Origin of the sequence: Aliiroseovarius marinus, from assembly GCF_050881025.1 — a bacterium.
Taxonomy (GTDB): domain Bacteria; phylum Pseudomonadota; class Alphaproteobacteria; order Rhodobacterales; family Rhodobacteraceae; genus Aliiroseovarius; species Aliiroseovarius marinus_A.
Genome location: NZ_JBNNXQ010000001.1, coordinates 148,193 through 168,109, shown reverse-complemented (window position 1 = coordinate 168,109; position 19,917 = coordinate 148,193). Strand labels below are relative to the sequence as shown.

Annotated in this window: 19 protein-coding genes; 16 read left to right on the top strand and 3 right to left on the bottom strand. The window is 61.0% G+C overall.

The window, feature by feature from the left end:
• Positions 1 to 39 precede the first annotated feature (39 nt).
• Genes ACRY08_RS00755 through glmU form a run of 3 tightly spaced genes read right to left on the bottom strand, consistent with a single transcriptional unit; the run spans position 40 to position 3,985 of the window.
• Complete coding sequence (locus ACRY08_RS00755; protein WP_432447898.1) at positions 40 to 810, bottom strand: DNA alkylation repair protein; 771 nt, start codon at positions 808 to 810, stop codon at positions 40 to 42.
• Positions 807 to 2,627, bottom strand: a complete 1,821-nt coding sequence (gene glmS, locus ACRY08_RS00750; protein WP_432447897.1) for a glutamine--fructose-6-phosphate transaminase (isomerizing) — start codon at positions 2,625 to 2,627, stop codon at positions 807 to 809. The genes ACRY08_RS00755 and glmS overlap by 4 nt, the downstream gene beginning before the upstream one ends.
• A gap of 2 nt (positions 2,628 to 2,629) precedes the next feature.
• On the bottom strand, positions 2,630 to 3,985 hold the full coding sequence (glmU, locus tag ACRY08_RS00745; RefSeq protein ID WP_432447896.1) for a bifunctional UDP-N-acetylglucosamine diphosphorylase/glucosamine-1-phosphate N-acetyltransferase GlmU: 1,356 nt from the start codon (positions 3,983 to 3,985) through the stop codon (positions 2,630 to 2,632).
• Positions 3,986 to 4,116: 131 nt separating this feature from the next.
• Between glmU and ACRY08_RS00740 the strand changes: the two genes are divergently transcribed.
• From ACRY08_RS00740 to ACRY08_RS00665, 16 genes are all read left to right on the top strand, one after another.
• A complete protein-coding gene (locus ACRY08_RS00740) occupies positions 4,117 to 4,797 on the top strand; it encodes an HAD-IA family hydrolase (RefSeq protein ID WP_432447895.1) in 681 nt (226 codons plus the stop codon).
• An 87-nt stretch (positions 4,798 to 4,884) separates the two neighbouring features.
• The gene (locus ACRY08_RS00735) at positions 4,885 to 6,090 is read left to right on the top strand and encodes a DegT/DnrJ/EryC1/StrS family aminotransferase (protein WP_432447894.1); all 1,206 of its coding nucleotides are present in this window, start codon (positions 4,885 to 4,887) and stop codon (positions 6,088 to 6,090) included.
• Positions 6,091 to 6,222: 132 nt separating this feature from the next.
• The gene (locus ACRY08_RS00730; RefSeq protein ID WP_432447893.1) at positions 6,223 to 7,383 is read left to right on the top strand and encodes an isovaleryl-CoA dehydrogenase; all 1,161 of its coding nucleotides are present in this window, start codon (positions 6,223 to 6,225) and stop codon (positions 7,381 to 7,383) included.
• The gene (locus ACRY08_RS00725) at positions 7,383 to 7,919 is read left to right on the top strand and encodes a lysozyme inhibitor LprI family protein (protein ID WP_432447892.1); all 537 of its coding nucleotides are present in this window, start codon (positions 7,383 to 7,385) and stop codon (positions 7,917 to 7,919) included. The genes ACRY08_RS00730 and ACRY08_RS00725 overlap by 1 nt, the downstream gene beginning before the upstream one ends.
• A gap of 1 nt (position 7,920) precedes the next feature.
• Positions 7,921 to 9,525, top strand: coding sequence for a carboxyl transferase domain-containing protein (locus ACRY08_RS00720; RefSeq protein ID WP_432447891.1), 1,605 nt, complete (start codon positions 7,921 to 7,923; stop codon positions 9,523 to 9,525).
• A gap of 82 nt (positions 9,526 to 9,607) precedes the next feature.
• Positions 9,608 to 11,548: a biotin carboxylase N-terminal domain-containing protein gene (locus tag ACRY08_RS00715; RefSeq protein WP_432447890.1), complete on the top strand. Its 1,941-nt coding sequence runs from the start codon at positions 9,608 to 9,610 to the stop codon at positions 11,546 to 11,548.
• A complete protein-coding gene (locus ACRY08_RS00710; protein WP_432447889.1) occupies positions 11,545 to 12,222 on the top strand; it encodes a glutathione S-transferase family protein in 678 nt (225 codons plus the stop codon). The genes ACRY08_RS00715 and ACRY08_RS00710 overlap by 4 nt, the downstream gene beginning before the upstream one ends.
• 18 nt (positions 12,223 to 12,240) lie before the next feature.
• Positions 12,241 to 13,095, top strand: coding sequence for a hydroxymethylglutaryl-CoA lyase (locus ACRY08_RS00705; RefSeq protein WP_432447888.1), 855 nt, complete (start codon positions 12,241 to 12,243; stop codon positions 13,093 to 13,095).
• Between the two features lie 2 nt (positions 13,096 to 13,097).
• Positions 13,098 to 13,883, top strand: coding sequence for a crotonase/enoyl-CoA hydratase family protein (locus tag ACRY08_RS00700; protein WP_432447887.1), 786 nt, complete (start codon positions 13,098 to 13,100; stop codon positions 13,881 to 13,883).
• Between the two features lie 564 nt (positions 13,884 to 14,447).
• Positions 14,448 to 14,813, top strand: a complete 366-nt coding sequence (locus ACRY08_RS00695) for an NADH-quinone oxidoreductase subunit A (protein ID WP_432447886.1) — start codon at positions 14,448 to 14,450, stop codon at positions 14,811 to 14,813.
• Positions 14,804 to 15,352, top strand: coding sequence for a NuoB/complex I 20 kDa subunit family protein (locus tag ACRY08_RS00690; protein ID WP_432447885.1), 549 nt, complete (start codon positions 14,804 to 14,806; stop codon positions 15,350 to 15,352). Before ACRY08_RS00695 ends, ACRY08_RS00690 begins: the two co-directional genes overlap by 10 nt.
• A 3-nt stretch (positions 15,353 to 15,355) precedes the next feature.
• Positions 15,356 to 15,982 (top strand): NADH-quinone oxidoreductase subunit C, encoded by a 627-nt coding sequence (locus ACRY08_RS00685; RefSeq protein WP_432447884.1) that lies wholly within the window; start codon positions 15,356 to 15,358, stop codon positions 15,980 to 15,982.
• A 172-nt stretch (positions 15,983 to 16,154) separates the two neighbouring features.
• A complete protein-coding gene (locus ACRY08_RS00680) occupies positions 16,155 to 17,375 on the top strand; it encodes an NADH-quinone oxidoreductase subunit D (RefSeq protein ID WP_432448826.1) in 1,221 nt (406 codons plus the stop codon).
• A complete protein-coding gene (locus tag ACRY08_RS00675) occupies positions 17,375 to 18,574 on the top strand; it encodes an NADH-quinone oxidoreductase subunit E (protein ID WP_432447883.1) in 1,200 nt (399 codons plus the stop codon). The genes ACRY08_RS00680 and ACRY08_RS00675 overlap by 1 nt, the downstream gene beginning before the upstream one ends.
• Positions 18,575 to 18,705: 131 nt before the next feature.
• Entirely contained in the window at positions 18,706 to 19,677 is a 972-nt protein-coding gene (locus tag ACRY08_RS00670) for an endonuclease (RefSeq protein WP_432447882.1), read from the top strand.
• A gap of 9 nt (positions 19,678 to 19,686) precedes the next feature.
• Entirely contained in the window at positions 19,687 to 19,911 is a 225-nt protein-coding gene (locus ACRY08_RS00665) for a DUF5337 domain-containing protein (RefSeq protein WP_432447881.1), read from the top strand.
• Positions 19,912 to 19,917: the final 6 nt, after the last annotated feature.

The following is a 19,917-nucleotide window of genomic DNA, read 5'->3' as shown; positions in this document are numbered from 1 at the left end:
GTCTCGGTTTTCCCCTGTCTCAGGCCAAATCGAAACGCTTTAGTCACCCCGTTCGGCCTTGCGTTCTGCGTCGCGCTGATCGCGCCATTCCTGTTTGCGCTTATCCTTGGCCTCTTTTTGCACATGTGCGGGCGGGGGCAGGTGCTTGCGCGCCTCTTTCAGGGCAAAAGGTTTCAGGGATTTTGCGTGAGTTTTCAGGAAACTACGTGCCCGGTCAGCGTCATGCTTTGACAGATCGCGCAGCCACCACGCCACGGCTTTCTGGATGAACCAGTCGGGATCATTCACATAGCCTGCGGCCCAGCCAAGAACGCGATCCCGCGCGGCTTCTTCGTCGGGTTTGGGGTTGTTCTGCTTGGTCCAGGGCAGGGTGATCACCAGTGCGGCGCGCCGGGTCCACATGTGGTCTGAACGGGTCCATGCCTCGACCTGATCCAACCGCGACGGGTCTGCGATCAGACGTTTCTGACCTGCCATGCAGACGTGATCAGCAATGGCCCAGCTGTCAAACTCGGGCACCCAGCTTTGGATCAGCTCCCACACGCCATCGTCAGGGCGTATACGCGCCTGCGTCAGCAGTTTTGCCGCGGCGATGCGGGCTTCAAAGATATCCGTTTTCCACAGCTGATCGGCCAGCGCGACGCGGTCGTCTACGGACAGGCTCTGACGCCAGTCCTTGGTCAGGTCGTTCAGCGCGGGGTTTGGAATGCCCAGAACCTCGCGGTCCTGTTTGTGATAGGCCTTTTGCCCTTCGGCACGGCCCGGCTCAATCTGGGCATTTAGCGCGGCAAGCGCGTCATCAAGGGTCATTCGACAGTCACCGATTTGGCAAGGTTGCGGGGTTGGTCTACATCGGTGCCCTTGGCGATGGCCGTGTGATAGGCCAAAAGCTGTGCGGGAATGGCATAGAGGATGGGTTGAATAAGCTCGGGGGCTTCGGGCAGGGCGAGGGTTTCCCACACGCCGTCCCCGGCCTCGCTCGCGGCGCGGGCGTCTGACACCAGAACCACGCGTCCGCCACGCGCCATCACCTCTTGCATGTTCGATACGGTCTTGTCGAAGAGCCCGTCATGAGGCGCCATGACCACGGTGGGGGTGGCTTTGTCGACCAGCGCGATGGGGCCGTGTTTCAGCTCGCCTGATGCATAACCTTCGGCGTGTATATAGCTGATTTCCTTCAGTTTAAGCGCGCCTTCAAGGGCCAGAGGAAACATCTGGCCGCGCCCCAGAAACAGCACGTCGCGCGCTTCGGCCAGCTTTTCGGCAATCGCTTTGGTCGCGGTGTCGATGGTCAATGCGTGGCTCATAAGTCCGGGCAGCTGGCGCAATTCGGCAAGGTGGGTGGCAAGGCCCGCGTCATCCAGATGGCCACGATCATGGGCGGCTTTCAGCGCCATGATGGCGAAGCTTGTCAGCTGACAGGTGAAGGCTTTGGTCGATGCCACCGAGACCTCGACGCCTGCGTGGATTTCCACCGCCACATCGCTTTCGCGCGCGATCGAGCTTTCGGGCACGTTGATCAGCGACAGGATCTTGTCGGCCTTGCCTTGCGCATAGCGCAGAGCGGCCAGCGTATCGGCGGTTTCGCCCGATTGGCTTACAAAAACGCCCAGCGTTTTCGGTGCGAAAGGGGCCTCGCGGTAGCGGAACTCCGACGCCACATCGATATCAACCGGCAGGCGGGCATAGTGTTCAAACCAGTATTTTGCGACAAGCCCCGCGTAATAGGCGGTGCCGCAGGCCACGATGGACAGGCGGTCTACATCTGCGAAATTGATCCCGCCCAGATCCATGGTGATCTGATCACCGGCAACATAGGCTTCCAGAACCTCGCCCACCACGGTGGGCTGCTGGGCAATTTCCTTCGCCATATAGTGTTTATAGCCGCCTTTTTCGATCCGCGCGGCGTCCAGTTTCACCTGTTTCATCGGGCGGTTGGCGCGGCGGCCCTCGGCGTCAAAAATCTCGGCGCCCGCGCGGGTGATGACGGCCCAGTCGCCTTCCTCCAGATAGGTGATCTTGTCGGTCATCGGGGCCAGCGCGATGGCGTCGGAACCCACGAACATTTCGCCGTCGCCATGACCGATGGCCAAGGGGCTGCCCTTGCGCGCCGCGATCATCAGATCGTCTTCGCCGTCAAACAGGAAGCACAGCGCAAAGGCTCCGTCCAGCTTGGCCAGAGTGGCCGCAACCGCGTCTTTCGGAGATTTTCCTTGCGCCACAAAGTGTTGCGCCAGAAGGGCGACCGTTTCCGTGTCGGTTTCGGTGCAAAATTCCAGCCCTTCGCTGGCCAGCTCTTCACGCAATTCGCGGAAGTTCTCGATAATGCCGTTATGCACCACCGCGACCGAGCCCGCGCGATGAGGGTGGGCGTTGTCGGTTGTGGGCGCGCCATGGGTGGCCCAGCGGGTGTGGCCGATGCCGGATTTGCCGGCGAGGGGCTCGTGTACCAGATGATCTGACAGGTTCACCAGCTTGCCGACGGCGCGGCGGCGGCCAAGTGCGCCGTCTTTGTTGATCGTGGCGATGCCTGCGCTGTCATAGCCGCGATATTCCAGCCGTTTCAGCGCCTCGACCAGAATGGGCGCGGCCTCGTGGTTTCCCAGAACCCCTACAATACCACACATTTTCAGGACCCTTTCTGGCGTCTGGCCTTGGCGGCCTTTAACTTTTCGAACAATTTCACCGCAAGGCCCGGTTTGATCTCGATCTTGGCGCGGCCTACGGCCATGGCACCTGCGGGCACGTTCTTTGTGACCACGGTGCCGGTGGCGGTCATCGCCTCGTCCCCGACGGAAACCGGTGCCACAAGACAGGTGTTGGACCCTATGAAAGCCCGCGCGCCGATGTCCGTGTGGTGTTTCGAGACGCCATCATAATTGCAGGTGATGGTGCCCGCGCCGATATTTGCCTCGGCCCCCACGCGGGCGTCGCCCACGTAAGACAGGTGGTTCACCTTGGCGCCTTCTTCGATCTGCGCGTTCTTGATTTCCACGAAATTGCCGATCTTGGCGTCTTCGGCCAGTTCTGCGCCGGGGCGCAAGCGGGCATAGGGGCCGACCACACCGCCGCGCGACACATGACATCCTTCCAGATGAGAAAACGCGCGAATGCGGGTGTCGCTTTCGATGGTCACGCCAGGCCCGAAGACCACGTTGGGTTCCACCACCGTGTCACGGCCAATCACCGTGTCATGCGAGAAGTATACCGTGTCGGCAGCCACCAGAGTGACGCCATTTTCCATCGCCTCAGTGCGGGCGCGGGTCTGAAACACGTCCTCGGCCGCGGCCAGTTCGGCGCGTGCATTGATGCCCATGGTTTCGGCTTCGTCACAGGTGACCACGCGGGCAGACAGGCCACGCGCGCGGGCGATCCCGATGATATCGGTCAGGTAGTATTCCTCGGCAGCGTTGTCATTGCCAACCCCGTCTATCAGATCAAAGAGGGTCGACGCCTTTGCAGCAACAACGCCGCTGTTACAAAGCGTTACAGCACGCTCTTCATCTGTCGCATCCTTGAATTCGACGATCCGTTCCAGCGCGTTGTCTTGCGTGATCAACCGCCCATAGCGGCCCGGATCGGTGGCCTCGAACCCCAAGACAACCACATCTGCCCCGCCTGCGCGTTCGGCGGCCATGGCCTCCAGCGTTTCGGGGCGAATAAAGGGCGTGTCACCGTAAAGCACGATCGCGTCACCGTCGAACCCGTTCAAAGCGTCGCGGGCTTGCGCAACCGCATGGGCGGTGCCCAACTGCTCGGTCTGCTCGGCGATGATGATGTCCGGGTCCAGCGCGCGGGCGGCTTTGCCCACGGTCTCGGCGCCATGGCCGACGACCAAGACAGCGCGTTCAGGGTCCAGCATCGCACCCGAGGCCAACGCATGGGCAAACAGCGGCGCGCCGGCCACCTCGTGCATCACCTTGGGAAGGTCTGAATTCATTCGTGTCCCTTTGCCAGCGGCAAGGACAATCAGGGCTGTCGCCATGTCGATCTGCTCTTTCAATTCCTTTTGGCCCGTTTTACCCCTTGAGGCGTGGCCCGCAAGGGCGTTCTTGTTCAATTAACCTTACGCCAGATTACAGGGCTGGGCGAGGGTTTGCCGATAGGAGTGGCGCGATGGGCGGAAATGAACGACGCACGGTGATCTTTGATCTGGACGGCACGCTGGCGGATACCTCGGGCGATCTGATCGCTGCGGCCAATGCCTGTTTTGACGCGCTGGGGCAGGGCGCGCCGCTGGACCCGGTGGCGGATGCGCTGACCGCCTTTCATGGCGGGCGGGCGATGTTGCGGCTTGGATTTGAACGGCTTCATGGCGCGGCAGATGAGGCGCTGATTGATCGCGAGTTTCCCAATCTGCTAACTGCCTATGGCGCAGATATCGACCGGCATACGGTGATCTACCCCGGCGCGATGGAGGCGGTCGGGCGGCTGCATCAGGCGGGCTATGGCGTGGGCATCTGCACCAACAAGCCCGAAGGCCTTGCGCGCACACTTCTGACCCGGCTGGGCATTTTGGATCAGTTCACCTCGCTCATCGGCGCCGACACGCTGCCCACACGAAAACCCGACCCCGCCCCGTTTTTTGCCGCCGTGAAAGGCGCAGGGGGCGATCCGGCGCAGGCGCTTTTGGTGGGGGATACGGTCACGGATCGCGATACGGCAAAGGCCGCGGGCGTGCCGTGCATCCTTGTGGGGTTTGGTCCCGAAGGCCCCGGCGTGGCGCGGCTCGCGCCCGAGGCGATGCTGGATCATTATGATGCGCTGGACGAGGTCGTCGCGCGGTTAATCGGATAGATGTCGGGTGCGGCGCGGGGGCAAGGGTCGATCCCTTGGTCCCGCGCGCCCATTGACCCCGAAAGGGTGCGCGCGCAAGGTCACCATATGACAGAACGATTCACCGGAAATTTCACCCAGCAGGACCCCATTCCAGACGATGGGATTGCTGCCGCGCTGGATGTGCTGCGACACGGGCGTCTGCACCGATATAACGAGGCACCGGGCGAGACATCTCATACGGCCTTGCTGGAGCAGGAATTTGCGCAGCTCATGGGCGCAGATTACGCGCTGGCGGTGTCCTCGGGCGGCTACGCCATCGCCACGGCCCTGCGTGCGCTGGGGGTCGGCGCAGGCGACGAGGTTTTGACCAACGCCTTCACCCTAGCCCCGGTGCCCGGCGCGATTGCCTCGGTTGGCGCGTCCCCCGTCTTTGTTGGCGTGACCCAAGCGCTGACCATTGACCTTGATCATTTGGCAAAGCTGGTGGCCCCAGAGGATGCGCCGCGCGTTCTGCTTCTGAGCCACATGCGCGGGCATATCTGCGATATGGACCGGCTGATGGCGATTTGTGACGCGGCCGGGGTGCGCGTGATCGAGGATTGCGCCCACACGATGGGCGCGCGGTGGAACGGGGTTTTGTCCGGGCGTCACGGCGTGATGGCCGCCTATTCGACCCAGACCTATAAGCATGTGAATTCCGGCGAGGGCGGGTTGCTTGTTTCGGATGATCCAGACCTGATGGCGCGTGCGATCATCCTGTCAGGCAGCTATATGCTCTATGAGCGCCATCTGGCCGGCCCACCGCCCGAAGCCTTTGAGAAGGTGAAATATGTCACGCCCAATATTTCCGGCCGCATGGACAATTTGCGCGCGGCGATCCTGCGGCCTCAGCTGGCCAAACTGAACCAGCAATGCGCGGCTTGGAACGCGCGCTACCGCGTGGTCGAGGAAGGGTTGCGGCACACGCCCGGCCTGACGGTGATCGACCGGCCCGAGGCCGAGGACTATGTGATGTCCTCGTTCCAGTTTCTGCTTTTGGACTGGTCCGATGCCGATGTGCTGGAGGTCGTGTCGCGCTGCGCGGATCGCGGGGTGGAGCTGAAATGGTTCGGCGGTGCCGAGCCTGCCGGTTTCACCAGCCGATATGACAGCTGGCGCTATGCCGATACGCCAGAGCTGCCGGACACAGATCGCATCCTGAGGGGCATTCTTGACCTGCGCCTGCCTTTGACCTTCAGTCTGGACGATTGCGCGCTGATCGCCCGGATTATCCGGGATGTGGTCGCAATCACTCATCAATCCCGCTCTTAAAGCCCCCGTTTCCAATTCGTGACGCTGCGTGAATTTGCGCGGCTGTTGACGCGAATCGTGCTTTCGGCGCATTAACTGAACAAGCGTTCAATAATGCGATCCTGAATATCAGATCCGAGAAGGAAGCGGCACATGTTCAACAACTCCATGAATTTCGACCTGGGCGAAGACGTCAACGCAATCCGCGAGATGGTGCATCGCTATGCGCAGGACCGGATCAAACCCATTGCTGCCGAAGTGGACCAGAAAAACGCCTTTCCCAACGAGCTGTGGAAAGAGTTCGGCGAGCTGGGCCTTCTGGGGGTGACCACGCCTGAGGAGTATGGCGGGTCGGACATGTCCTATCTGGCGCATGTTGTGGCGGTGGAAGAGATCGCGCGGGCCTCGGCCTCGGTGTCGCTGTCCTACGGCGCGCATTCGAACCTCTGCGTGAACCAGATCCGCCGCAATGCGACCGACGAGCAGAAGGCGAAATACCTGCCCAAGCTCTGTTCAGGTGAACATGTTGGTGCGCTGGCCATGTCCGAAGCAGGCGCTGGATCGGATGTTGTGTCGATGAAGCTGCGCGCCGAGAAGCGCAATGGCTACTACGTGCTGAACGGCACCAAGTTCTGGATCACCAACGGCCCGGACGCCGACACGCTGGTGGTTTACGCCAAGACCGACCCCGACGCTGGCCCCAAGGGCATCACGACCTTCATTATTGAGAAGGGCATGAAGGGCTTCTCGACGTCCGAGCATTTCGACAAGATGGGTATGCGCGGGTCAAACACCGCCGAACTGATCTTTGAAGACGTGGAAGTGCCGTTTGAAAACGTGCTGGGCGAAGAAGGCAAAGGCGTGAAGGTGCTGATGTCGGGTCTGGACTATGAACGCGTGGTTCTGTCGGGCATTGGCACAGGCATCATGGCTGCGTGCCTCGATGAAATCATGCCCTATATGAAAGAGCGCAAGCAGTTTGGTCGCCCCATCGGGGACTTCCAGCTGATGCAGGCGAAAATCGCCGACATGTACACCGCGATGAACTCGGCGCGGGCTTATGTTTACGAGGTTGCCAAGGCCTGTGACCGGGGTGAAGTGACCCGTCAGGACGCTGCTGCCTGTGTGCTCTATGCCTCGGAAGAAGCGATGAAACAGGCACACCAAGCCGTGCAGGCTATGGGGGGCGCCGGCTTCATGAACGAAACGCCAGTGAGCCGCATTTTCCGCGACGCCAAGCTGATGGAGATCGGGGCAGGGACGTCCGAAATCCGTCGCATGCTGATTGGTCGCGAACTGATGAGCGCGCAGTGATGCGCAAGTCGTCACTTGTCCTGTCCTTGATCCTGACCATGGCCAGCCCGGCCATGGCGCAGGATATGACCTACAGCTTCCATCCCACGACGGATTGCCTGTCGGCCATGGGGGAAGACGGCGACCCTATGCGCTGCGTGGGGTCCGCTGCCAACTACTGCATGGAAGCGACCGAGGGCGGTATGAGCACCGTCGGCATGTCGTCCTGCCTTGGGCACGAGCTCGAGGATTGGGATCGCCGCCTGAACCGTGCTTACGGTCTTCTTATGACCCGTTTGAAGGCCGAGGACGAGGAGATGGCGGTTCTCGGATCGTCTGCACCCAAGCAAGCGCCTGCGTTGAAAGAGATGCAGCGCGCCTGGATCACGTTCCGCGACCGCTCGTGTGACTATGAACGTAGCAAATGGGGTGGGGGCACGGGCGGAGGCCCGGCAGCTGTTTCCTGCCATCTGTTTTTGACGGCGCGCCAAGCCCTGTCGCTGGAAAGTGACATGAATGGATATGGCGACACTATCTGCAACCACGAAGGATGCTGAGATGAAACTACAATCCCAAGCAACCCCCGGATCCGAGGCGTATAAAGCCAATCGCGAGGGCCATCTTGAAGCCTTGAAAGTGGTGGCCGATGCTGCCGAGGCCGCTGTTGGCGGCGGCGGGCAGAAATCCCGTGATCGCCACCTGAGCCGCGGCAAGATGCTGCCGCGTGATCGCGTGTCGAACCTTTTGGACCCCGGGTCTCCCTTCCTTGAGGTCGGCGCAACGGCGGCCCACGGCATGTATGACAATGCAGCCCCTTGTGCGGGTGTGGTGGCCGGCATCGGTCAGGTGCATGGTCAGGAATGCATGATCGTGTGTAACGATGCGACCGTAAAGGGTGGCACCTATTTCCCGATGACGGTGAAAAAGCACCTGCGCGCGCAAGAGATCGCGGAAGAGTGCAACCTTCCCTGCATCTATCTGGTCGACAGCGGCGGCGCGAACCTGCCGCAACAGGACGAGGTCTTCCCGGATCGCGACCACTTTGGCCGGATTTTCTACAATCAGGCCCGCATGTCCGCCAAAGGCATCCCGCAGATCGCGGTGGTGATGGGGTCCTGTACGGCGGGTGGCGCCTATGTGCCCGCCATGTCGGATGTGACCATCATCGTGAAAGAGCAGGGCACGATTTTCCTTGCGGGTCCCCCACTGGTGAAGGCCGCAACGGGCGAGGTTGTCTCCGCCGAAGACCTTGGCGGCGGCGACGTGCACACGCGTCTGTCGGGCGTGGCAGATTATCTGGCCGAGGATGACGCCCATGCGTTGGCGCTGGCCCGTCGGGCCGTGGAAAGCCTGAACCGCGAGAAACCTGCGACCGTTAAGTGGCAGGAACCGGAAGAGCCGCTTTATGACGCCGAAGAGCTTCTGGGCGTTGTGCCTGCCGACCTGAAAACACCCTATGACATCCGCGAAGTGATCGCGCGCATCGTGGACGGTTCGCGCTTTGACGAGTTCAAGCCGCGCTTTGGCGAGACCCTCGTCACCGGCTTTGCCCATCTGAAAGGCTGCCCCATCGGGATCATCGCCAATAACGGTGTGATCTTCTCGGAGGCCGCGCAGAAAGGCGCGCATTTCGTGGAGCTGTGCAGTCAGCGCAATATCCCGCTGGTCTTCTTGCAAAATATCACGGGCTTCATGGTGGGCCGCAAATACGAAAACGAAGGCATTGCCCGTCACGGCGCCAAAATGGTGACCGCTGTGGCCACCACGAACGTTCCCAAAGTGACCATGGTTGTGGGCGGCTCTTATGGCGCGGGCAACTACGGCATGGCCGGTCGCGCCTATCAGCCGCGCTTCATGTGGACATGGCCAAATTCGCGCATCTCGGTGATGGGCGGCGAACAGGCGGCAGGCGTGTTGGCCACCGTGAAACGGGATGCCATCGAACGTCAGGGCGGCACCTGGTCGGCCGAGGAAGAAGCCAGTTTCAAGCAACCCACCATTGATATGTTCGAGGAACAAAGCCACCCGCTCTACGCCTCGGCACGCCTGTGGGATGACGGGGTGATCGACCCGCGCAAATCGCGCGAAGTGCTCTACCTGTCGCTTTTGGCCGCTTTGAACGCGCCCATCGAAGAAACCAAGTTTGGCGTCTTCCGCATGTAACGCTGCTGCCTTTCTTCTTGGCTCAAATACCTTCGGGGGCCGACAGTGCCCAACGCCTCCGCCCGACAAAAGGAACAGAAATATGTTCACGAAAATCCTGATTGCCAACCGAGGCGAGATTGCCTGCCGCGTGATTGACACCGCCCGCAAACTGGGCGTGGCCACCGTGGCCGTCTACTCGGACGCTGACGCAGATGCGCGCCATGTGAAAATGGCCGACGAGGCTGTGCATATCGGCCCGCCGCAGCCCGCGCAGTCCTACCTTTTGGGCGACCGCATCATTCAGGTGGCGCTGGACACCGGTGCGCAGGGCATTCACCCGGGCTATGGCTTTCTGTCGGAAAACCCCGACTTCGTGGAAGCGATTGAAAAAGCCGGTCTGACCTTCATCGGTCCCTCGGCAGACGCAATCCGCAAAATGGGTCTGAAAGACGCCGCCAAGAAGCTGATGGTCGAGGCAGGCGTGCCCGTCGTGCCCGGCTATCACGGCGAGGATCAGGACCCCGCGCTGCTGGCCGCCGAGGCCGACAAGATGGGTTACCCGGTGCTGATCAAAGCTGTGGCGGGCGGCGGTGGCAAGGGCATGCGCCGCGTGGACGATCCCGCCGATTTCGCCGATGCGCTGGCCTCCGCACAGGGCGAGGCACAAACCGCCTTCGGCAATGCCGATGTGCTGGTCGAAAAATACATCCTGTCCCCGCGCCATATCGAGGTGCAGGTCTTTGGGGACGGCACCCATGCGGTGCACCTGTTTGAGCGTGACTGTTCGCTGCAACGTCGCCACCAGAAGGTGATTGAAGAAGCCCCCGCGCCGGGTATGACGCCCGAGGTCCGCGAAGCCATGGGCATGGCAGGCGTGCGCGCCGCCGAGGCCATCGGTTATAAGGGCGCGGGTACGGTTGAATTCATCGTGGACGGCGCGAATGGTCTGCGCACCGATGGGTTCTGGTTCATGGAAATGAACACGCGCCTGCAGGTGGAACACCCGGTCACGGAAGAAATCACCGGCGTCGATCTGGTGGAATGGCAGCTGCGCGTGGCCTCGGGCGAAGGTCTGCCCAAAAGGCAGGACGAGCTGACCATCACCGGCCATTCGTTTGAAGCGCGCCTTTATGCCGAGGACGTGCCCAAGGGCTTCCTGCCTGCCACCGGCACATTGAGCCACCTGAAGTTTCCCGAAGGTGCGCGCGCGGATACGGGCGTCAGGGCAGGCGACACGATCAGCCCCTTCTATGACCCGATGATTGCCAAGCTGACGGTGCATGCAGGATCACGCGCGGCCGCGCTGCGCATGTTGTCATCAGCCCTGTCCAAGACCGAAGTGGCCGGATCGGTCACCAACCTGGCCTTTCTTGGCGCGCTGACCCGTCACGAAGGGTTTGCGAGCGGCGATGTCGACACAGGCTTGATTGACCGCGATCTGGAGGCACTGATCCACGAGCCGGGGCCAACCCTTGCCGATATTGGCGCGGCTGCGCTTTGTGCGCTGGACCTGCTCAAACGCAAGGGCACGGGCTTCACGCTGTGGGGCGGGCTCAATCATTTCGTGACCCTGACCCATGCCGAGGACACTTATGAGGTCGTCGTCACCTCGCACGGGGCGGATCGCCATGTGATCACCGTTGGCGAGGACAGCATCGAGGCCACCTGCCTGAACGGCCAGTGGAAGATGGGCGAAGACCGTGGTCCGCGCGTGGCCAAGGCGGGCAATGTCGTGACTGTCTTTGCGCAATCCGGGCTGGAGTTCCACGTGGCCGATCCGCTGGATCAGGATGTGGGCGCTGGTGCGGGTGCGGGCGTGATCGAAGCGCCCATGCCGGGCCTTGTGAAGGCCGTCTTTGCGAAAGCGGGCCAAGAAGTGAAAGAAGGCGACCGCCTTGCGATCCTTGAGGCGATGAAGATGGAGCATTCGCTGGAAGCTGCGCGTGACGGCGTTGTGGCCGAAGTGCTCTGCGCTGATGGCGATCAGGTTGAAGCGGGCGCGCCGCTCATTCGTCTGGAAGATGAAGAGGAGGACGCATGACCTTCCGTCTGCACCATGTACAATATGGACGCTCTGTCCGGGTTCTGTGGCTCATCGAAGAGATCGGGCTGGAGGATATTCTGGGCGAACCGCTTGACGTGGTCGAATACCAGATCGGCTCGCGCGAGATGTATGAAAGCAACCTGCGCAACGTCTCGCCCGCCACCCGCATCCCGGCGCTGGAAATCGGTGATATCTCCATGTCGGAAAGCGGCGCGATCGTCGAATATCTGACCGAGACCTATGCGCCCGCGCTGGGCGTTGCGGCGGGGCAGCTGGGTCGTGTGGAATATCTGCAGTGGATTCACTATGCCGAAACCATGGCCAGCCTGATCGAGCAGCTGAACCTGCAAATGGTGTTCCTGCGCCCGCCCGCAAAAGCCAGCCCTGTTGTGCTGAAGCTGAACGTGGCGCGGCTGAGACACGTGATGGCAGGGCTGGAGGCACGGCTTGAAGGGCGCGCGTGGCTTTTGGACAGCGGCTTTTCAGCGGCGGATATCATGATGGGCTTTAACATCTTCGCAGCACCCTACTATGTGAAGCTCGACGATTTCCCGAACCTCTCTGCCTATAAGGCGCGTATCGAAGCGATGCCGTCCTATCAGCGCGTAATCGCCCGCGAAGGGGAACAGAGGTTTTACGCGCAGGATTTCTATCCTGTGCCCACAGAATGATGAAAGCAGGATAACCCCATGGACTACGTGGAAATTTTCGAAGTCGGCCCGCGTGACGGTCTTCAGAACGAAAAGCGCCAAATCCCCACGGCAGAGAAAATTGCGCTGGTGGATCTGTTGTCCGGCGCAGGCTTTCGCCGCATTGAAGTGGCCAGTTTCGTCAGCCCCAAATGGGTGCCGCAAATGGCGGATAGCGCCGATGTGCTGGCGGGGATCACCCGTGCAGATGGCATCTCCTATGCGGCGCTGACCCCGAACCTGCGCGGGTTCGAAGGCGCGGTGGCAGCCAATGCCGACGAGATCGCCATTTTCGGATCGGCCTCTGAGGGGTTCTCCAAGGCCAATATCAACTGCACCATCGCCGAAAGCCTTGAGCGCTTCCAGCCGGTCGCCGATGCGGCGCGCGCCGCTGGCATCCCGATGCGCGGCTATATTTCCTGCGTGACCGATTGCCCCTTTGATGGCGCCACACCGCCCGCACAGGTCGCTTGGGTCGCCAAGGAGCTGCTCGCCATGGGCTGCTATGAAATCTCGCTGGGGGACACGATTGGCAAAGCCACGCCCGAGAGTATCGCGCCGATGCTGGACGCCGTGCTGGGCGAGGCGGACGCGGATCGCTTTGCCGGTCACTATCATGACACGGGCGGGCGAGCTTGTGACAATGTCGAGGTTTCGCTTGAGAAGGGTCTGCGCGTTTTTGATGCCGCCGTAGGCGGTTTGGGCGGTTGCCCCTACGCGCCGGGCGCACAGGGCAATGTGGCCACTGAGGCGGTGCACGACCGGGTGACCGCTCTTGGTTACACGACCGGGCTGGACCGGGACATTCTGGAACAAGCTGCCCAGATGGCGCGGCAGATGCGGGCAGGGGAGTGACCATGGGTTACGAGACGATTTCAATCACCACCGACGCGCGTGGCGTGGCCACGTTGCTTCTGGACCGGGCGGACAAGCACAACGCCATGTCAGCCAAGATGATCGAGGAACTGACCGACGCGGCCCATGCGCTGGGCGCGGATGACGCGGTGCGCGTTGTGATCCTGACCGGCGACGGCAAAAGCTTCTGTGCAGGCGGCGATCTGCGCTGGATGCAGGACCAGATGGCGGCAGACCCGGTGACCCGTGGGGTCGAGGCCAAGAAGCTTGCCATGATGCTGAATGCGCTGAATGAAATGCCCAAACCGCTGATCGCGCGGGTGCAGGGGCAGGCGTTTGGCGGTGGGGTCGGCATGGCCTCGGTGTCGGATGTGTCCATCGGGGTCATGGGGTCGAAATTTGGTCTGACCGAGACCCGGCTGGGCCTGATCCCGGCGACCATCGGCCCCTACGTGCTGGCCCGTCTGGGCGAAGCAATGGCGCGGCGCGTCTTCATGTCTGCACGGATTTTTGACGCGGAGGAGGCCGTGACGCTGGGGCTCTTGGCCAAAGCTGTGGCACCCGAGGATCTGGATGCGGCGATCGAGGCCGAGGTGAAACCTTACCTGTCCGTCGCCCCCGGCGCGGTGGCCGAAGCCAAAGCGCTGGCGCGTCGTCTAGGCCCGCCGATCACCGAAGAGATCATCGACGAAACCATCGCGGGGCTGGTCGCGCGCTGGGAAAGCGCTGAGGCGCAGGAAGGCATCGCCGCCTTCTTTGAGAAACGAAAACCCAGCTGGCTGGGCTGACGGGCTCCAAGGCGGTTTATGCGCTCGGGGTGGGGTGTGGTCGCAAAGACCGCGCCCTGCCTTTCGCATGGCGCGCTTCTAAAGCGTTTCGACTTATTGTTGAGGCACAACAATGAGACGAAACGCGCGGGACCTACCCACGTTTTGGGCGTTTCGAAATCAACTTGTGTCTGGAGTTAATCTCGAAACGCTTTAAGGCAGGTCAGCGGGTCAATCGGTTATTCAGGCAAGCAGTCTGGCGGGTGGTGAGGCCGATGGTTGGAGCGGTGCTCTGGCGAGACTCACTTCACGCCGCGGCAGGCCGCTGATGCTGCACATGCTCAATTTTTTGATCCGGCACGGGCGATTTTTGTTTAACACGTGATGCTCTTCGCGCGCGCAAACCGCCGGGGAAGTCACCGAAACCCCTTTCTTTCAAAGGCATCGGGCGCTGTGCTGACAGGTGCTGGCGCTCTCATTCAAATTCACGAATGCGACGGCCTCTTGGTTGACCCTGACACGGTGCGGCGGTAAACCGCAGATAGCTAGCGAAAGGCGGGAAAACCGCTTTAAAAGGAGCCACACGTGGAAGACCTTCTCAGGGAATACCTCCCCATCATCATTTTCCTCGGACTAGCCATTGTTATCGGCCTTGTGCTGATCCTCGCCGCCGTTGTGCTGGCAGTCCGCAATCCTGACCCCGAAAAACTTAGTGCTTACGAATGCGGTTTCAATGCCTTCGATGACGCACGGATGAAGTTTGACAGCCGGTTTTATCTGGTTGCGATCCTGTTCATCATTTTCGATCTGGAAATTGCTTTCCTGTTCCCCTGGGCCGTGGCCTTCAAGGATGTGGGGCTTGTCGGTTTCTGGTCGATGATGGTTTTCCTGGGCGTGCTGACCATCGGCTTTGCCTATGAATGGAAGAAAGGGGCTCTGGAATGGGAGTGATGCCAGAGAAAATCCAAACCGGAGCCAATACGGCTGGCGGTGACCGCGAACACGCGACCCGTCTTCTGAACGAACAGCTGGCCGACAAGGGCTTTTTGCTGACCTCAACGGATGACATCATCAACTGGGCGCGTACCGGTTCGCTGCACTGGATGACCTTCGGTCTGGCCTGCTGCGCGGTCGAGATGATGCATTCGGCCATGGCGCATTATGACCTTGAGCGTTTCGGCACCGCGCCGCGCGCCTCTCCGCGTCAGTCGGACCTGATGATCGTGGCCGGCACGCTGACCAACAAGATGGCACCGGCGCTGCGCAAGGTTTACGACCAGATGCCTGATCCGCGCTATGTGATCTCGATGGGGTCCTGTGCGAATGGCGGTGGGTATTACCACTATTCCTATTCGGTTGTGCGCGGCTGTGACCGTATCGTGCCCGTGGACGTCTATGTGCCCGGCTGCCCCCCGACCGCCGAGGCGCTGCTTTACGGCATCCTGCAACTGCAACGCAAAATCCGCCGCACCGGCACGATCGTGAGGTAAACGATGAGTGAAGCCCCGATTACCGAAAGCCTGAACGAACTTGGCGCCGCCATCGAGGCAAAGCGCCCCGATTGCGTCCTGAGCTGGGATGTGACCCGCGATGAGCTGACTGTGAATGTGCCGCTGTCGGGCATTCCGGCCTTCATCGAGTTTCTGAAGACGGACAAGGCGTGCCGCTTCTCGACCCTCGTGGATGTGACGGCCGTGGATTACCCGGCGCGCGAAGAGCGCTTTGATGTCGTCTATCACTTCCTGTCGATGTACACCAACCAGCGCATCCGCGTGAAAGTGGCTGTGCGCGAGGACGAGATGGTGCCCTCGATCACCGAGGTGCATAAATCGGCCAACTGGTTTGAACGCGAAGTCTTCGACATGTTCGGCATCCTGTTTTCAGGCCACCCGGATCTGCGCCGCATCCTGACGGATTACGGTTTCTCGGGTTACCCGCTGCGCAAGGATTTCCCGACCACGGGCTATACCGAGCTGCGCTATGACGAGGTCGAGAAACGCGTGGTCTATGAACCCGTGACGCTGACACAGGACTATCGCCAGTTTGACTTCATGTCGCCGTGGGAGGGTGCAAACTACATCCTGCCCGGAGACGAGAAGGGCGAAGAGGCCAAGGGCTGAGAGACGACGTGAGCGGGCAGGTTTTCATACTCCTGATCTGGGCAACCCTGACCGGCCTTTCGGGCTGGTTCGCTCTGAACCGCGCCCGCGCGGCGACCCAAACGACACGACTTGCAAGCACTGCGCCCGGCGCGCTGCCCACCAAATGGACCCAGAAGAGGGTGAAAGCATGATGGACGGATCCAAGAACTTCGATGACGCCCTGACCGGCGAACAGAAGATCCGCAATTTTAACATCAACTTCGGGCCTCAGCACCCGGCAGCCCACGGCGTGCTGCGCATGGTGCTGGAGCTGGACGGCGAGATTGTCGAACGCGCTGACCCGCATATCGGCCTTCTGCACCGTGGCACCGAAAAGCTGATGGAAAGCCGCACTTACCTGCAGAACCTGCCCTATTTCGACCGTCTGGATTACGTGGCGCCGATGAACCAGGAACATGCCTGGTGTCTGGCCATCGAAAAGCTGGCCGGCATTGAAGTGCCGCGCCGTGGTCAGCTGATCCGTGTGCTCTATTCGGAAATCGGTCGCATTCTGAACCACCTTCTGAACATCACCACACAGGCGATGGACGTGGGCGCGCTGACCCCGCCGCTTTGGGGTTTTGTCGAACGCGAAGCCCTGATGGGCTTTTACGAACGCGCCTGTGGCGCCCGTCTGCACGCGAATTATTTCCGCCCCGGCGGTGTGCATCAGGACCTGCCGCCCGAACTGATCGACGATATCGAGGCATGGGCGAAGGCATTCCCCAAGCGCATCGACGACATTGACGGGCTTCTGACCGAAAACCGTATCTTCAAGCAGCGCAACGCCGACATCGGCGTGGTCACCGAAGAAGAGATCCTTGATTGGGGTTTCTCGGGTGTGATGGTGCGCGGCTCTGGTCTGGCTTGGGATTTGCGCCGTGCGCAGCCCTACGAATGCTATGACGAGTTCGACTTCCAGATCCCCGTGGGCAAGAACGGCGACTGCTATGACCGCTATCTTGTGCGCATGGAAGAAATGCGCCAGTCGCTGTCGATCATCCTTCAGGCCGTTGAAAAACTGCGCGCCCCCGAAGGGCAGGGCGATGTTATGGCCCGCGGCAAGCTGTCCCCGCCCAAACGTGGCGAGATGAAGCAGTCGATGGAAAGCCTGATCCACCATTTCAAACTTTACACCGAGGGCTTCAAACTGCCCGAGGGTGAAGTTTATGCCGCTGTCGAGGCTCCGAAAGGCGAATTTGGCGTCTTCCTGGTCTCGGATGGCACGAACAAACCCTACCGCTCGAAAATCCGCGCGCCCGGGTATCTGCATCTTCAGGCCATGGACCACGTGGCCGGAGGCCACCAACTGGCCGACGTCGCCGCCATCATCGGCACCATGGACGTCGTGTTTGGGGAGATCGACCGCTAATGCTTCGCCGTTTGCATCATGAACAGCCCGAAAGCTTTGCTTTCACGCCAGCCAACCTTGCATGGGCGGAAGGGCAGATTACGAAATACCCCGAGGGGCGTCAGGCCTCGGCGGTGATCCCGCTTTTGTGGCGGGCACAGGAACAGGAAGGCTGGCTGACGAAGCCTGCGATTGAAGCTGTGGCTGATATGCTCGGCATGGCCTATATCCGCGTGCTGGAAGTGGCCTCGTTCTATTTCATGTTCCAGCTGCAGCCGGTTGGCTCGGTCGCCCATATCCAGATTTGCGGCACCACGGGCTGCATGATTTGTGGCGCGGAAGATCTGATCGCGGTGTGCCGTGAAAAGATCGCCGACAAGCCGCATGTTGTGTCGGACGATGGCAAGTTGAGCTGGGAAGAGGTGGAATGCCTTGGCTCCTGCACAAACGCGCCCATGGCCCAGATCGGCAAGGACTATTACGAAGACCTGACGGCCGAGAGCTTCGGTCGCATCGTGGACGAGCTGCGTGCGGGCAATGTGCCCACGCCCGGCCCGCAAAACGGTCGCTATGCAGCAGAGCCTCTGTCCGGTCTGACCTCGCTCAAGGAACATGATAGCGGCAAGACGCAGTATAACGCGTCGGTGCAGCTGGCGACGGATCTTGGCGACACGGTGAAACGCATCGACGGCACCGAAGTGCCGCTGCTGACCCCGTGGATTGGCAAAGATGGCACAGTTGCCGGTCGTGGGGCGGCAGCGCCCACACCGAAGGCCCCTGCCACCGGTAAAACGGCGGCACAGCAGGCCAAACCGGCTGCCAAGAAAGCGGCCGCCAAGAAGGCTGCGCCGAAGAAAGCCGCCGAGAAGAAAACCGCCGCAAAAGCGCCCGCTAAGGCGACAAAAGCCGACGCTGCCCCCGCAGCCACTGGCAAGGCGAAGAAACCGCGCACCATGAAGGCCCCCCGCAAAGCGGGTGCGGACGACCTGAAACAGCTCAAGGGCGTTGGTCCCAAGCTGGAAGGCGTTCTGAACGGTCTTGGCTTCTGGCATTTTGACCAGGTTGCCAAATGGGGCGCAGACGAGATTGCCTGGGTTGACGATCAGCTGTCCTTTAAGGGTCGGATTGAGCGCGACGGTTGGGTAGAGCAAGCCAAAGTTCTGGCAGAAGGTGGCGAGACCGAGTTCTCGTCCAAGGTCAAGAAGGGCAAGGTCTACTAAGCGCCGCGCAAGGGAAACTCAGGTATGTTCAGGAACGAAACAGATCATAAGTGCATGAAAAGGCAGCCAAAAGCCACCGCACCTGTGCGTTCTTTTAATGTGTCCAACACCAACAACAGGGATAAGGGACAATGAGTAACAATACCGGATTTTTCACCTGCAAACGCACCTGCTGGATCATCGGCGCGCTGATCGGTTTCGCGCTTTTCCTGATGATCAGCGGCGTGGTGGGCTTCATCATCGGCGTGATTGCCGCGGTGGCGCTGGCCTTTGTTTTGCAAAAGATCTTCTGTGGCGCTGAAGCGGCCACATCAACGGCTGGTGGCACCGCTGCTGCGGCAACCGGTGCAGCGGCGGCAGCTGCAGCTTCGGCCAGCGCGCCTGCTTCGGCGGCGACCTCGGGCGGCGCCTCGGCCCCGGCCAGTACCGCATCAGCTGCCGCTGGCTCTGCAACGCCTGCCTCGGCACTGAATGCCGGATCAGCCGCATCAGCGTCCAAACCAGCAGACGCTGCTGACGCTTCGGCCGCGAAACCCGCCGCCAAGAAACCCGCCGCCAAGAAGTCGCCTGCTAAGGCGTCGGACGCGAAAACCACAGGTAAAACCACTGGCAAATCCACAGGTAAATCTGCTGCGGCGAAGAAACCCGCTGCCAAGAAGCCTGCGGCGAAGAAAACAGCGGCGAAAACCTCTGCTGCAAAGGCGCCTGCGGCCAAGACCAGCACGGCCAAGGCGTCTGCCAAAGCATCGGCAGCGAAAAAGCCTGCAGCCAAAAAGGCCGCGACCTCGGAGGCGGCAAAAGCTGCAACCACTGGCAAATCCAAGAAACCACGCACGATGAAAGCGCCGCGTAAGGCGGGTGCTGACGATCTGAAACAGCTCAAGGGCGTTGGTCCGAAGCTGGAGCAGACCCTGAACGGCCTTGGTTTCTGGCATTTTGATCAGGTCGCCAAATGGGGTGCGGATGAAATCGCATGGGTTGATGACAACCTGAAATTCAAAGGCCGGATCGAACGTGACGGCTGGGTAGAACAGGCCAAGATCCTGGCTGAGGGCGGAGAGACCGAGTTCTCGTCCAAGGTCAAAAAGGGCAAGGTCTATTAAGGAATGGAAATGGCAACCGACCCGCAAAACAACATCGGACGTCAGGGGCGTATGGCAGCACTTGTCATCGCCGCGACCGGTGTGTTGTGGGTCGGGGCCACTTTCGCCGGCAATTCGCTGGGCTGGTCCAACCGGACCATGGCCCTGATGGATCTGCTGGCGCTGGCCGGGTTCGTCTTTGGACTGGCCGTAACGTATCGGATCTGGCGTCAGCGCCAGGCGGATGAAGGATAAAAGCGA

Bases quoted from the DNA above. Each gene is read 5' to 3' on its own strand.
- ACRY08_RS00755 (WP_432447898.1), bottom strand. From the start codon at position 810: ATGACCCTTGATGACGCGCTTGCCGCGCTAAATGCCCAGATTGAGCCG.
- glmS (WP_432447897.1), bottom strand. From the start codon at position 2,627: ATGTGTGGTATTGTAGGGGTTCTGGGAAACCACGAGGCCGCGCCCATT.
- glmU (WP_432447896.1), bottom strand. From the start codon at position 3,985: ATGGCGACAGCCCTGATTGTCCTTGCCGCTGGCAAAGGGACACGAATG.
- ACRY08_RS00740 (WP_432447895.1), top strand. From the start codon at position 4,117: ATGGGCGGAAATGAACGACGCACGGTGATCTTTGATCTGGACGGCACG.
- ACRY08_RS00735 (WP_432447894.1), top strand. From the start codon at position 4,885: ATGACAGAACGATTCACCGGAAATTTCACCCAGCAGGACCCCATTCCA.
- ACRY08_RS00730 (WP_432447893.1), top strand. From the start codon at position 6,223: ATGTTCAACAACTCCATGAATTTCGACCTGGGCGAAGACGTCAACGCA.
- ACRY08_RS00725 (WP_432447892.1), top strand. From the start codon at position 7,383: ATGCGCAAGTCGTCACTTGTCCTGTCCTTGATCCTGACCATGGCCAGC.
- ACRY08_RS00720 (WP_432447891.1), top strand. From the start codon at position 7,921: ATGAAACTACAATCCCAAGCAACCCCCGGATCCGAGGCGTATAAAGCC.
- ACRY08_RS00715 (WP_432447890.1), top strand. From the start codon at position 9,608: ATGTTCACGAAAATCCTGATTGCCAACCGAGGCGAGATTGCCTGCCGC.
- ACRY08_RS00710 (WP_432447889.1), top strand. From the start codon at position 11,545: ATGACCTTCCGTCTGCACCATGTACAATATGGACGCTCTGTCCGGGTT.
- ACRY08_RS00705 (WP_432447888.1), top strand. From the start codon at position 12,241: ATGGACTACGTGGAAATTTTCGAAGTCGGCCCGCGTGACGGTCTTCAG.
- ACRY08_RS00700 (WP_432447887.1), top strand. From the start codon at position 13,098: ATGGGTTACGAGACGATTTCAATCACCACCGACGCGCGTGGCGTGGCC.
- ACRY08_RS00690 (WP_432447885.1), top strand. From the start codon at position 14,804: ATGGGAGTGATGCCAGAGAAAATCCAAACCGGAGCCAATACGGCTGGC.
- ACRY08_RS00685 (WP_432447884.1), top strand. From the start codon at position 15,356: ATGAGTGAAGCCCCGATTACCGAAAGCCTGAACGAACTTGGCGCCGCC.
- ACRY08_RS00680 (WP_432448826.1), top strand. From the start codon at position 16,155: ATGGACGGATCCAAGAACTTCGATGACGCCCTGACCGGCGAACAGAAG.
- ACRY08_RS00675 (WP_432447883.1), top strand. From the start codon at position 17,375: ATGCTTCGCCGTTTGCATCATGAACAGCCCGAAAGCTTTGCTTTCACG.
- ACRY08_RS00670 (WP_432447882.1), top strand. From the start codon at position 18,706: ATGAGTAACAATACCGGATTTTTCACCTGCAAACGCACCTGCTGGATC.
- ACRY08_RS00665 (WP_432447881.1), top strand. From the start codon at position 19,687: ATGGCAACCGACCCGCAAAACAACATCGGACGTCAGGGGCGTATGGCA.